8 protein-coding genes are annotated in these 14,098 nt (G+C 64.1%); 7 read left to right on the forward strand and 1 reads right to left on the reverse strand.

Features of this window, described 5'->3' with window-relative positions; translation table 11 throughout:
• Positions 1–2: 2 nt before the first annotated feature.
• Positions 3–3,950 (reverse strand): dermonecrotic toxin domain-containing protein, encoded by a 3,948-nt coding sequence (locus AC5QPF_RS28705; protein ID WP_494960973.1) that lies wholly within the window; start codon positions 3,948–3,950, stop codon positions 3–5.
• Positions 3,951–4,121: 171 nt separating this feature from the next.
• Between AC5QPF_RS28705 and prmA the strand changes: the two genes are divergently transcribed.
• The 7 genes from prmA to AC5QPF_RS28740 all read left to right on the forward strand — a co-directional run bounded on the left by prmA (position 4,122) and on the right by AC5QPF_RS28740 (position 14,065).
• A complete protein-coding gene (prmA, locus tag AC5QPF_RS28710) occupies positions 4,122–5,000 on the forward strand; it encodes a 50S ribosomal protein L11 methyltransferase (protein WP_494960974.1) in 879 nt (292 codons plus the stop codon).
• 97 nt (positions 5,001–5,097) lie between these two features.
• A complete protein-coding gene (locus tag AC5QPF_RS28715; RefSeq protein ID WP_494960975.1) occupies positions 5,098–6,438 on the forward strand; it encodes a DUF3426 domain-containing protein in 1,341 nt (446 codons plus the stop codon).
• 220 nt (positions 6,439–6,658) lie between these two features.
• Positions 6,659–7,672 carry a tRNA dihydrouridine synthase DusB gene (dusB, locus tag AC5QPF_RS28720; RefSeq protein ID WP_494960976.1) on the forward strand — a complete coding sequence of 338 codons (1,014 nt, stop codon included), beginning with the start codon at positions 6,659–6,661 and terminating at the stop codon, positions 7,670–7,672.
• Positions 7,669–7,989, forward strand: coding sequence for a DNA-binding transcriptional regulator Fis (fis, locus tag AC5QPF_RS28725; RefSeq protein ID WP_003186237.1), 321 nt, complete (start codon positions 7,669–7,671; stop codon positions 7,987–7,989). Before dusB ends, fis begins: the two co-directional genes overlap by 4 nt.
• Before the next feature lie 79 nt (positions 7,990–8,068).
• Positions 8,069–9,670: a bifunctional phosphoribosylaminoimidazolecarboxamide formyltransferase/IMP cyclohydrolase gene (gene purH / locus AC5QPF_RS28730; RefSeq protein ID WP_494960977.1), complete on the forward strand. Its 1,602-nt coding sequence runs from the start codon at positions 8,069–8,071 to the stop codon at positions 9,668–9,670.
• Positions 9,671–9,856: 186 nt separating this feature from the next.
• Complete coding sequence (purD, locus tag AC5QPF_RS28735) at positions 9,857–11,152, forward strand: phosphoribosylamine--glycine ligase (RefSeq protein ID WP_494960978.1); 1,296 nt, start codon at positions 9,857–9,859, stop codon at positions 11,150–11,152.
• 129 nt (positions 11,153–11,281) lie between these two features.
• On the forward strand, positions 11,282–14,065 hold the full coding sequence (locus AC5QPF_RS28740) for a response regulator (protein ID WP_494960979.1): 2,784 nt from the start codon (positions 11,282–11,284) through the stop codon (positions 14,063–14,065).
• The last annotated feature ends 33 nt before the right edge of the window (positions 14,066–14,098 follow it).

A 14,098-nucleotide genomic window follows, 5' to 3' on the forward strand; every position in this document is an offset into this window, starting at 1 on the left:
CCTCAGCCTCCCAATGTGGTCAGCTGAAACGCCTGGGCCTCGATCTCCGCAGCGCTCGCGGGCTTGCCGCCCAAGGTGAAGACCTCTCCGCCATGTCGCTGCACCAGTGGCTCATGACGAAAGCGCTTCATGAAACGCAGGGCACGCCTGGCCATGTCGCTGCTGCCACCGCGCGAGGCATCGAGCAAGATCGGATCGATCAGTCGCTGCACGCTGGAGCGGGTCGTGGTGAAGACGCTGGTCACCCCGTCCTCCAGGTCGAGGCGAACACCATAGATATTGCCCATGCAGGATGAGTACGACCAATGATCCCAGGTCGCATGGATGCCTCGTCGAGCCAGCAGCGCGCGCAACGGTCCACCGATATCGGCCCCGGACAAAAGCCAGTCGCCGCCGACCAGGACCGCCGCGACTCGCCCCTGACCGCCCGCCTCGCGAATACCAGCCAGAGCGGAATCCACGGCGTCGTCGACCAGCCGCTGGATATTGTGGTCGATATGGATTACCGCACCACGTCGCGTCGCCGGGTTGTACAGGCAAGCCACCACGCAGGATTCAACGTTCAACGAATACAGGTAGTTGTCGCTGGCACCTCGCGAGTAGCCGGCGACCAGCCCCTCCCCCTGCAACGCGCCCCGTTCCGGCATCGGGTTGATCCGTGCCGGGAAAGCATCGGCTACGTCGCTCACCTGCCCGAGATAGAAGGTCGGTGAGCCGCCACGCAAGCCAACCTGCTCGTTGAACTGCCAGCGATTGCCCGGCCCGAGGCGAATCGGTACGCGATACTGCGCCCGCGGATGCCGGGGGTCGAACAGGCGCAGCGTCTGCTGCTCACGGTCATGCACCACCTGGAAATAGCGACCTCGATCCTTGACGTAGTAAGCGTCCTGCTCGCCCGCTTCGCCGCGGCGATAGACCCCACGCCAGATCCCGCCCTTTTCCATGCTGCGCAGATTGTCCGGCACAGTCTTCAAGGCCCGTTGCTCATCCATGATCGTCATCATCGCGCGCTCGCCCTGACGCATGCCGGGCCGCCCCTGCTGGGCGATCTGGTTCCAGCGACTGACCTCGCTGGCCTTGCGCAAGCCGGCCTTCGAGGCGTGCGCCAAGGCACCCCACGCCCCCGGCAAGGCGATACCCCAAAGGCCCACGGCCACGCCCAGCCAGTGATCGAGCGCGGCGGAATCGTCATCAGCGATGTGGCTACTGATCGCCTTGGCGCTCCCGATGGCAAGGAACACCGCATCAAGGAGGAAACCCAGTGGCGGAAACGCCAGGCTCAGCGGAAAGGCGGCATACAGCAAGCCTTTGGTCACCTGTTCGACGATCACCTCGTGGCGACTCTTGGTCACCGCCTCGATATCGCTGATGTGGCTGTTCAACTGCTCATCGTACTCGCCCATGAAATTGCGGAGGCGATTACCCTCGCGCAGCGTGTCGCGATTACCCTCGCCCCTGGCCAGCCGCATCAGCCACTCCGACGCCACAGCACGATCGACAAAACGCAGATGCTGCAGCAACCAGTCATGCATCGCACCCCGCCCGGCACCGACGAAGCTCTGGTACTTGCGCAAGGTCAAATCATCCGGAGCCTGCGGGGTATACAGCCAATCCTGCGCCACACCATCGACAATGCGGCGAAACAGATACAGGCCGGTGCTTTTGCGCCCGTTGAGAGTGAAGCGGAACACGCCGTCACTGGCAATGTTGTCCGGCGATTCATCCTGCGCGGGGCGGACTTCGGCCAGCCGCTCGATTTCACCAAGCAGCCAGTCACGCGTAGGCGTATCGATCATCCGCTTGCCATGGGTGGCATGCACGTCGCGCAGCAGGGTAGTACGCGTCATGGCGAAATGCAGGGCCCGACGCTCGGCGTAGAGGGGATCCCGTGCATCGAGGAACTCGCTGCGGATCGCGTGCGCATAGCGCTCGCCGATGTAAGCGCTGCGCAGGTAGTTTGCCAGTCCGGAGGCCCGCACCCCGCTCAGGTCCTGCCCGACGGAAGAGCGCACAGGCATCCGCGGGTTGTCCAGGCCCCAGTTGTCATCGTGGCCATACATGGCCAGATCGAGCAGGGTGCGGTTAATCTTTGCTGACGAGTCCAGTCCGGGCACGAAGTCGAACAGGATGGTTTCCGGATCGACCTCGCCTTCCACACCGCATTCGTTCAAGTAGCTGGCAATGTCCGCCTTCACCGTGCGCCGGGAGAACTCCAGGAAGCTCTCCTGGCCGCCAACCTTCTGTTGCAGCGCCTCGTTCAACAGCAGCAATTCCTCGTTGAGGCCGGCAATGACCTCGCGCTTTCCTGGCGGCAGTTCAAGGAACCAGCGCGGCGCCTCATGCCAGGCTACCTGGGCCAGGTGCTGGTCACGTCCAAGCTCGATGAGGTAGCGACAGCATTCGGCATAACCATGCAGCGTGCCTCGATGGTCGCGGCTCAGGTCCCAGCTGTCCGGGCGCTCGCGCACGTCGCTGAAGAACTGTTCGGCCTTGCGCCGACCTTCGACGTCGATCCGGTCCAGCAGATAGCGACTACCCGCCTCGTCACCCAGCCAACTACCCAGCTCCACCGCAAGGGCGCGCAGCGATGACAGCTCGACCCACTCCTGGCCATCGGGTTTGCCGGGCGCATAGAGAATCAGTCCGGACAGCTCGTGCCGCTCGTCTTCGGTGTAGAACAGCATCAGTTGGGCCAACGGCGAGTCCGGGAACTGCGAAACACCGGTGACCTTGTCGCCGGGCTCATCACGCTGGACACCGTTGTCCTCGCGAACCCGCATCACCCGCGCGTGCCCCTCGGCGCTCAAATGCCCTTTGCAACGCGCAATATAGGCACTCTGCTCCAGGCACAGGTCGTTGAAGTCATGCAGGGCAGCGAGTACATCCGGCCTGGCATAGCGCTCTGCCAAGTGCTGATGGTAGGTCGCGCGAGGGTCCACGTCCCGCAGCAACGCGTCGAGAAAATCATCCGGCAGCGCCTGGACAGGCACCTCGGGATCATGCAGCAGGGTACGGGTCTTTTCCGGATTGGGTGCGAACGGGCCTTCCGCCACCAGCTCGGCAAGGCGAGTGATGCGCCCCACCGGGAATTGTGCATTCAGGAAGGTCTGCACCCGGATGTGATCCGGCTCGATCTCCAATCCGTAGGTCACACGTACATGCTCGATGATCGCAACGCGCGTATAGGCCGGCAGCGTCTGCACATCCTCCATCAACAGCCGCAGTTGCTCGCGCAACAGGGCATTGCGGCGCTCGAACGTGCGCAGGGTATCGAGATCGTTACGGTCCAGCCCGAGGAACCAGTCACCCAGGGCACTGCGTACCAGGCTGTCGATCTGCTGGCGATCGTGGTCCGGCAGGCCGCCACCGTCCTCGAAGGCACGGCGCCAGCTCTCCTCCATGCCGATGATGTATTGCCTGAGAGTCTCGCCGTCGAAGCGCTTCAGGGTCTCCACGCAGAACAGCTCTTTCAGCGCCGTGAAATGTGCCTCCATGCGCTCGAGGAAACGAGCACCGACCGCACTCCGGGCGTCGAGCCCCGCCGGACGCTCCCCCCAGCGCCGCAGCAGGGACTCGCAATAGTCGTCGAGCAGCCCGGACACCGCACCTTCGATGATTTGCCGCAGCGTCTCCTGCCGCTCGTTGAGCGTATCGCCTTCTTCTCCGGGCAATGCCTCGCCCAACCAGCGCAGCGGGCCGTGCCGGTCGGCATCGAAGTCCGGCAACTGGCCGTCGATCATGCGTTGCAACACGGCGTGCAGCAGCGCATCCACGTATGAGGGCGCCACGTCGCCCTTGCGGTAGTAGGTGCGCAGATGCACCATCACCCGCTGGCGAGCGAAGACGTCGAAGAACGGCCTGGCCTCGAAAAACCTGCCGATCCACAGCTCCCAGCGTGTCAATTGCAGCAGCGACAAGCGTGCCGCGCCATCCTCTATCCTGATGCTCATGTTCCCGCTCCTTGCTGAATAAGGCAGCTCAGAGTGCGTGAGGCGTCGAAGAGGCGGGTGATAGATAGTTAAGTGGTCCGGCAGGCGTTGGTTATCCACATTGCCGCCCGCCTGGCGTACACTGGCGGGCTTTCGCGACACCCCGCTGAATCCCTTGCTGAAGGTACCCCCATGCCCTGGTTACAAGTTCGTCTGGCCATCACTCCGGAACAGGCCGAAACCTATGAAGACGCCCTGCTGGAAGTGGGCGCGGTTTCCGTGACCTTCATGGATGCCGAAGACCAGCCGATCTTCGAGCCGGACCTGAACACCACGCCGCTATGGTCCAACACCCATTTGCTGGCGCTGTTCGAAGCGGATGCAGAGCCCGAGGCGGTGTTCGCCCACCTGCAACTGCTGACGGGTGCCGAACTGCCGGAGCACCACGCCGAAGTGATCGCCGACCAGGACTGGGAACGCAGCTGGATGGACAACTTCCAGCCGATGCGCTTCGGCCAACGCCTGTGGATCGTGCCGAGCTGGCACGCAGCGCCCGAGCCTGACGCGGTCAACCTGCTGCTGGATCCGGGCCTGGCCTTCGGCACCGGCACCCATCCGACCACCGCGCTATGCCTGGAATGGCTCGACGGCCAGGACCTGAAAGACGTCAACCTGCTCGACTTTGGCTGCGGCTCGGGCATTCTCGCCATCGCCGCGCTGCTGCTGGGCGCGCGCCGTGCCACCGGTACCGACATCGACGTACAGGCCTTGGAAGCCTCCCGCGACAACGCCGGTCGCAATGGTATCGCCGAAAGCACTTTCGACCTGTACCTGCCCGAGCAGATGCCGGCCATGCAGGCCGACGTGCTGGTTGCCAACATCCTCGCCGGTCCGCTGGTCTCCCTGGCTCCGCAACTCAGCGGCCTGGTGCGTCCGGGCGGCCTGCTGGCGCTGTCCGGAATCCTTGCCGAACAGGGCGAGGAAGTGGCCGCGGCGTATGCGGCGGACTTCGATCTGGACCCGATCGTCGTGCGCGATGGTTGGGTGCGGATCAGTGGGCGTCGTCGTTAGTTTGTTTGGGGACCGCTTTGCGGTCCTTCGCAGTGGTTCGGCATACCGACAAGCCAGCTCCTACTAGACTGTTTTTAGTTCACCCCCGGATCGCCGCATGACCGACAGTTTCGTCACCCAGTGCCCGCATTGCCAGACCAGCTTTCGCGTCAGCCACAACCAGTTGAGTGTGGCCCGCGGTGTCGTCCGCTGCGGCAACTGCCTGCAGGTGTTCAACGCCGCCCGTCAGTTGCTGGAGCAGAACGCCATCCTGCAACCGGCGCCTGAACCCGAGTCTCCAGCTCAACCAGCGCCGGAAGCACTGGTCCCATCGCCAGTGGCCGAACCTGAACCGGAGCCGGTCACCCCGGATGCCGAGGTCGCTGCACCGAAGCACTGGAAGGAAGTCGACCTGGACGAACTGGACCTCGACAAACTCGATCTCGACCGTGAGCTGGCACGCCTGGAACAACGGGAAATCCAGCCCACAGTCGACTTCCACGCCGCCCCGCGGCGCGAGGACAGCCTCAGCGCCAAGCGCGACGACCTGCACGCCGACGAATTGATCGAAGATGGCCTGTTCGGCGCCGCCAACAGCGAGCGCGAAGTGGACGAGCCGGTGGTGGTCCACGAACCGCCGCTGCAACTGGAAAAGACCGAGCCGGACCTGCTCGACGAACCGCTGCCGGATGAACGCACCGAGCCGTCGCTGTCGCTCGACCTGCCGGAACCGCAGGACGAGGATGTTGCACCGCCCCGCGTCCAGCCCCTGAAGATCGACGACGAGGACGAGCCGACGGACGGCGTATCCCGCCTGTCGGCTCGCGATGACGATGAACAGGACGACCTCGAAAGCGACCAGCGCCGCGACCCGGAACTCGGCGCGATTCCCGACGCCCCCCACCCTTCGCGCAAGGACACCCTGGTCGACCTGGTGGACGACCCGCTGCAACTGGACTGGCAAAAGCCGCGCAGCAATGTCGGCAAGCGCCTGTTGTGGCTGTTGCTCATCGTCCTGGCTGCGGCCGCCCTGGCCGGCCAGTACATCTGGTATCACTTCGACGAATTGGCTCGCCAGGACCAATATCGTCCGTGGTTCCAGGAGCTCTGCCCGACCCTCGGCTGCGAAGTGCCGTCCAAGGTCGATATCGCCCGGATCAAGAGCAGCAACCTGGTGGTGCGCAGCCATCCGGACTTCAAGGGCGCACTGGTGGTGGACGCGATCATCTACAACCGCGCGCCGTTCTCGCAGCCTTTCCCTCTGCTCGAACTGCGCTTTGCCGACCTCAACGGTCAGCTCATCGCCAGCCGTCGCTTCAAGCCCGCCGAATACCTCAGTGGTGAGCTGGCGGGCAAGGCCGAGATGCCCAGCCAGACCCCAATCCACATCGCCCTGGACATCCTCGACCCGGGTCCGAAAGCAGTGAACTACAGCCTGAGTTTCCGCTCTCCCGAGTGACAGCAGCGACAAGCCGCAAGCTTCAACCCACAAGAAAAAGCAGCTCCCGTGCGCCGTTGCTCTTTCTTGAAGCTTGAAGCTTGAGGCTTGTAGCTGGTCGCCCAGGCGACCCAACTGTTCAGATTTTATCCAGATTCATCTTTATCCGGTCATCGAGAGCGGGTATCATGCCCACCCTTTTTCGAACTCTAATGATCCGGCCCCACAACAGGGTACACCTATGTCGGCGGTACGCATCGGCCCATACGAACTGCAGAACAACCTGATCCTTGCCCCGATGGCCGGGGTCACGGACCAGCCTTTCCGCCAGCTTTGCCGACGGATGGGCGCGGGTCTGGTGGTATCGGAAATGGTCAGCAGCGACATGAGCCTGTGGAACAGCCGCAAGTCGCGCCTGCGCATGATCCACGAAGGCGATCCCGAGCCGCGCTCAGTGCAGATCGCCGGTGGCGACGCGCAGATGCTCGCCGCGGCGGCTCGCGCCAACGTCGAGCTGGGTGCGCAGATCATCGATATCAACATGGGTTGTCCGGCAAAAAAAGTCTGCAACAAGGCTGCAGGCTCTGCTTTATTGAAAGATGAAGCGCTGGTCAGTGAAATCCTCCATGCGGTGGTCGCTGCGGTGGAGGTACCGGTGACCCTGAAGATCCGCACCGGCTGGGACCGCGACAACAAGAACGGCCTGACCGTGGCGAAAATCGCCGAGCAGGCCGGGATCCAGGCGCTGGCCGTGCATGGCCGGACCCGCGCCGACCTGTACACCGGCGAGGCCGAGTACGACACCATCGCGGCGATCAAGCAGGCAGTGTCGATCCCGGTGTTCGCCAACGGCGACATCACCTCGCCACACAAGGCCCGCGAGGTGCTCGACAGCACCGGCGCAGATGGGCTGCTGATCGGTCGTGCCGCCCAGGGCCGACCCTGGATCTTTCGCGAGATCGAGCATTACCTGCGCACCGGCGATACGCTGCCGGCGCCGCAACTGGGCGAAGTGGAAGGGATTCTGCTGGAGCACCTGGCAGCGTTGCATGCCTTCTACGGCGATGTGATGGGCGTGCGAATCGCCCGCAAGCACGTTGGCTGGTACCTGGCAACGTTGCCGGGTGCCAAGGAATTTCGCGCCCGGTTCAATCGTTTGGAAGACACACACGCGCAATGCGCCGACGTTCGCCTGTTCTTCAGCGAACGGCAACAGAGCCTTGAGACAGAGGACGGACAAGGGGTGGCCGCATGACGATGATGACCGAGACTTTAGTGAGTGGAACAACGCCCGTGAGCGACAACGTCAACCTGAAACAGCACCTCAATACCCCCAGCGAAGAGGGTCAGACCCTTCGCGGAAGCGTGGAGAAGGCGCTGCACAATTATTTCGCCCACCTCGAAGGCGCTGCTGTCACGGACGTGTACAACCTGGTGCTCTCGGAAGTCGAGGCCCCCTTGCTCGAAAGCGTGATGAACTACGTCAAGGGCAACCAGACCAAGGCCAGTGAGCTGCTGGGGCTGAACCGGGGCACCTTGCGCAAGAAACTCAAGCAGTACGACCTGTTGTAAGCACGAATCCCAACCAGAAAAGGCGACTCCCCCGTGAGGTCGCCTTTTTTGCTGACTCCACCGCGTTATGGAATCTGAAATGACCGACCAGACTACCCGCCTGCCGATCCGCCGTGCCTTGATCAGCGTTTCCGACAAGACCGGGATCCTCGAATTCGCCCGTGAGCTCGAAGCGCTCGGCGTCGAGATCCTGTCTACCGGCGGCACCTTCAAGCTGCTCCAGGACAACGGCGTCGCCGCGGTCGAAGTCGCCGACTACACCGGCTTCGCGGAAATGATGGACGGCCGGGTCAAGACCCTGCACCCGAAAATCCACGGTGGCATCCTCGGCCGTCGCGGCACCGACGACGCCATCATGCAGGAGCACGGGATCAAACCGATCGACCTGGTCGCGGTCAACCTGTACCCGTTCGAAGCCACCATCTCCAAGCCGGGCTGCGACCTGCCGACCGCCATCGAGAACATCGATATCGGCGGCCCGACCATGGTCCGTTCCGCGGCCAAGAACCACAAGGACGTGGCCATCGTGGTCAACGCCAGCGACTACGCCAGCGTCCTCGAAAACCTCAAGGCCGGTGGCCTGACCTACGCCCAGCGCTTCGACCTGATGCTCAAGGCGTTCGAGCACACCGCTGCCTACGACGGCATGATCGCCAACTACATGGGCACCGTGAACCAGGCCGCCGAGACCCTGTCCACCGAAGGCCGCAGCGAGTTCCCGCGCACCTTCAACAGCCAGTTCATCAAGGCCCAGGAAATGCGCTACGGCGAGAACCCGCACCAGAGCGCGGCGTTCTATGTCGAGGCCAAGCCGTCCGAAACCGGCATCGCCACCGCGGTACAGCTGCAAGGCAAGGAACTGTCGTACAACAACGTGGCCGACACCGACGCCGCGCTGGAATGCGTGAAGAGCTTCGTCAAGCCGGCCTGCGTCATCGTCAAGCACGCCAACCCGTGCGGCGTCGCGGTCAGCCCTGAAGGCGGCATCCGCCAGGCCTACGAGCTGGCCTACGCCACCGACACCGAGTCGGCCTTCGGTGGCATCATCGCCTTCAACCGCGAGCTGGACGCCGAGACTGCACGCGCCATCGTCGAGCGCCAGTTCGTCGAAGTGATCATCGCCCCGAGCGTCAGCGAGGAAGCCCGCGCCGTGGTTGCGGCCAAGGCCAACGTGCGCCTGCTGGCTTGCGGCGAATGGTCGGCCGAGCGTGCCGCTGCCTGGGACTATAAGCGCGTCACCGGCGGCCTGCTGGTACAGAGCCGCGACATCGGCATGATCACCGAGGGCGACCTCAAGGTCGTGACCCAGCGCGCCCCGAGCGAGCAGGAAATCCACGACCTGATCTTCGCCTGGAAAGTGGCCAAGTTCGTCAAGTCCAACGCCATCGTCTACGCCAAGAACCGCCAGACCATCGGCGTCGGCGCCGGCCAGATGAGCCGCGTCAACTCCGCACGTATCGCTGCAATCAAGGCCGAGCATGCTGGCCTGCAGGTACAGGGTGCGGTCATGGCCTCGGACGCGTTCTTCCCGTTCCGTGATGGCATCGACAACGCTGCGAAAGTGGGCATCACCGCCGTTATCCAGCCAGGTGGCTCGATGCGCGATGCTGAAGTGATCGCCGCTGCCGACGAAGCCGGCATCGCGATGGTCTTCACCGGAATGCGCCACTTCCGCCACTGATTTACGGCAATCGGCCGCACTGAAGCAGGCATCTGCTGCGTTGGGGCCGGTTCCGCTGATGCTCATTGCCAGACGGCAACTCCGCTCATCGGAACCGGCCCCGCCTTGCATCTACCTACTTCATTGCGACCTCGTACAGCGAATACAAAGCGAAGGGCAGCCCTTCGGAAACCTTGAGGTTTTGACATGAACGTTTTGATCATTGGCAGTGGCGGCCGCGAGCACGCCCTGGCCTGGAAAGTCGCCCAGGACCCGCGCATCGAGAAAGTCTTCGTCGCCCCGGGCAACGCCGGCACCGCCACCGAAGCCAAGTGCGAGAACGTCGCCATCGACGTGCTCGCCCTGGAGCAACTGGCCGACTTCGCCGAGAAGAACGTCGCCCTGACCATCGTCGGCCCGGAAGCGCCGCTGGTCGCCGGTGTCGTCGACCTGTTCCGCAAGCGCGGCCTGGACTGCTTCGGCCCGACCGCCGGCGCCGCCCAGCTGGAAGGCTCCAAAGCCTTCACCAAGGACTTCCTGGCCCGCCACAAGATCCCTACTGCCGACTACCAGAACTTCACCGAGATCGAGCCGGCCCTGGCCTACCTCCAGGAAAAAGGCGCGCCGATCGTGATCAAGGCCGACGGCCTGGCCGCGGGCAAAGGCGTGATCGTCGCCATGACCCTGGCCGAAGCCGAAGACGCGGTGCGTGACATGCTCGCGGGCAACGCCTTCGGCGACGCCGGTTCGCGGGTGGTCATCGAGGAGTTCCTCGACGGCGAGGAAGCCAGCTTCATCGTCATGGTCGACGGTGCCAACGTGCTGCCAATGGCCACCAGCCAGGACCACAAGCGCGTCGGCGATGCCGACACCGGCCCGAATACCGGCGGCATGGGTGCCTACTCGCCAGCACCGGTGGTCACCGCCGACGTGCACCAGCGCGTTATGGACCAGGTGATCTACCCGACCGTGCGCGGCATGGCTGCCGAAGGCAACGTATACACCGGCTTCCTCTATGCTGGTCTGATGATCGACAAGGCGGGCAACCCGAAGGTCATCGAGTTCAACTGCCGCTTCGGCGACCCGGAAACCCAGCCGGTCATGCTGCGCCTGGAGTCGAGCCTGGTCCTGCTGGTCGAGGCCGCACTGGCCAAGGCTCTGGACAAGATCGAAGCGGTCTGGGATCCCCGTCCGAGCCTGGGCGTGGTGCTGGCTGCCGGCGGCTATCCTGGCGACTACGCCAAGGGCGCGCCGATCAAGGGCCTGCAAGCCGCTGCCGCGCTGCAGGGCAAGGTGTTCCACGCCGGTACCGCACTGAAGGAAGGTCAGGTCGTCACCAGCGGCGGCCGCGTGCTCTGCGCCACCGCCTTGGGTGACACCGTCGAGGCCGCACAGCAGCAGGCGTACCGTCTGGCTGCGGAACTCGACTGGGAAGGCGCTTTCTACCGCAAGGACATCGGCTATCGCGCCATTGCCCGCGAGCGTGGCGAGCATCAGGAGTAATACGCCCGTCCGCAAGCCTGGCGCCCGTGTGGCGCGGCTTGCGGGCTGTCGACAGGGCCCCGCCGGGGCCTTGCCTTCGACTTGGGGCGCCGCGCATAGTGGTGCACCGGCATAAAGCTAGGAAGGGATATGGTCGTGAGTTGGCTCAGGATTGCCATTGGAACCATGGTCAGCTTACTGACCTTGCTCTGCCTGCCCCCGGCATTCGCCGACTCCGGCAGCGGCTGGGCGGTACTGCTCGACAACCAGGCCAACCTGCAGCTTGGCGACATCCGCTCCGAACGCTACCGCAACCAGTTCAGCCCCATCGAACTCAACCAGCTCAACGCCGCCGCGCCCAACCAGGCACTGTGGCTGCACTACCGCTTGCCGCCCGGCCAGCAAGAGCAAGTGATCCGCGTCTTCGCCCCCGACCTGTCGCGCCTGGACCTGTATGTCCTCGACGGCAGCAACCTGCTGCAGCAGTTCCATAATGGTCGTCGCGGCGACAACGGCCTGCTGACCCTGAGCAACAGCGACCAATTGCTGTCACTGCCCGCCAGCCCCGTGGCGCTGGACGTCTACCTGCGGTTGGTCTCGGAACATCAATTGCGCCCCGGCATCAGCCTGCTGCCGGCGGTCGACGCCGCCGCCGACCAGCGCCGTCCGCTGCTCTTCGGCCTGCTGTTCGGCTGTCTGGGCATGCTGGTCCTGCACAACCTGACCCGCTTCGCCTATTCCCGCTCCGCCAGCAGCCTGTGGCTGGCCGGCTACCACGTATTGATGCTGCTCAGTGCACTGATCCTGCTCAACCTCAGCGGACCGTGGAACCTCTGGCACACCGCGCAGACCCCGGCAGCCTACCTCACGGTGATGCTCGCCACCCTCTGCGGGTTGGCCTTCACCCAGCGCTTCTTCGCCCCGCTCGGCCCGTCGCGGGTCAACCGCCTGATTCACGGGCAGATGCTTCTGGTGGTGTTCTGCGGCCTGTTGCTGCTGTTCGTCGATACCTTGCCGCTGAACCTGATGACCTACGCCCTGGTCGCCCTCGGCTGCCTGACCATGCTCGGCATTTCCACCTGGCACTGGTACAAGGGCTTTGCTCCGGCGCGGCTGTTCGCCTTGGGCATGCTGATCTTCAACCTTGGCTGCCTGGTAGTGCTGCCAGCCCTGCTCGGCCTGACCCGCACACCGACCCAATGGCTGCTGTTCATCCTCCTCGGCCTCACCGTGTTCTGTGGCCTGCTGCTCAACCTGGCGGTCAGCGAGCGCCTGCACAGCATCAGCGAGGCGCGCTTCAGCGCCAGCCGCGAACAGGCGGCGAGCAACGCCGAAATCAATGCCAAAGCCGAGTTCCTGGCCAAGATCAGCCACGAGATCCGTACCCCGATGAACGGGGTACTGGGCATGACCGAACTGCTCCTCGGCACACCATTGTCGGTCAAACAGCGCGACTACGTGCAGACCATCCACAGCGCCGGCAACGAACTGCTGACCCTGATCAACGAGATCCTCGACATCTCCAAGCTGGAGTCCGGGCAGATCGAGCTGGACGACGTGCAGTTCGACCTCAACGCGCTGATCGAGGATTGCCTGGGGATCTTCCGGGCCAAGGCCGAACAGCAGAACATCGAACTGATCAGCTTCACCCAGCCGCAAGTACCACGGGTGATCAGCGGCGACCCGACGCGCCTGCGCCAGGCCATGCTAAGCCTGCTGGACAACGCCCTGAAAAAGACCGACCACGGCGAAATCCTCCTGGTGGTGGCCCTCGACCAGCGTGGCGAAAGCCCGCGTCTGCGCATCGCCGTGCAGGACTGCGGCGAAGCCATGCAGGCCGGCGAGCGCGATGCGCTGCTACAGGCCGAGTTGCACAGCAAGCACTTCCTTTCCAGCAACAAGCTGGGCGGGCACCTGGGCCTGGTCATCGCCAAGCAACTGATCAACCTGATGCAGGGCGAATTCGGCATCAAGACCAGCCACAACCAGGGCAATACCTTGTGGCTGACCTTGCCCCTCGACGCCCAGCGCCTGGAGCAGCCGGCCACCGACCTGGACGCCTCCCTGCGTGGAGCGCGGGTGCTGGTGGTGGACGACAACGACACCTGCCGCAAGGTCCTGGTGCAACAGTGCGGCGCCTGGGGCATGAACGTCAGCGCCGTGCCGTCAGGCAAGGAAGCGCTGGCCCTGCTGCGGACCAAGGCACACCTGCGCGACTATTTCGACGCAGTCCTGCTCGACCAGAACATGCCAGGCATGACCGGCATGCAACTGGCCGCCAAGATCAAGGAAGACCCGAGCCTCAACCACGACATCCTGCTGGTGATGCTCACCGGCATCAGCAATGCGCCGAGCAAGATCATCGCGCGCAATGCCGGGGTCAAGCGTATCCTCGCCAAGCCGGTGGCCGGCTACACCCTGAAGACCACCCTGGCCGAGGAGCTGGCACAGCGCAGCAAGGCCCCGCCACCGAGTCTGGCGCCGCCGCCCAAACCTGTGCCGATCGACCTGCCGGCAGACTTCCGCATCCTCGTCGCAGAGGACAACAGCATCTCCACCAAGGTCATCCGCGGCATGCTCGGCAAGCTCAGCATCGAGCCGGACACCGCCAGCAACGGCGAGGAAGCGCTCAAGGCGATGAAAGCCAAGCAGTACGATCTGGTGCTGATGGACTGCGAGATGCCGATACTCGACGGCTTCTCCGCGACCCAGCAACTGCGGGCCTGGGAAACCGCCATGGGTCGCCCACGCACGCCGGTGGTGGCGCTGACCGCGCATATCCTCGCTGAACACAAGGAGCGCGCGCGCATCGCCGGCATGGACGGGCACATGTCCAAGCCGGTAGAACTGTCGCAACTGCGCGAACAGGTGGAGTATTGGGTGGCACGCCGTGAACAGTCGCGCCCGGCCGCCGATGCACCGCTGTCGCGCTGATACAATCGCACCGCCTCCCTCTTTCGCGAGCCC

This window comes from Pseudomonas sp. Con_6, from assembly GCF_059379395.1.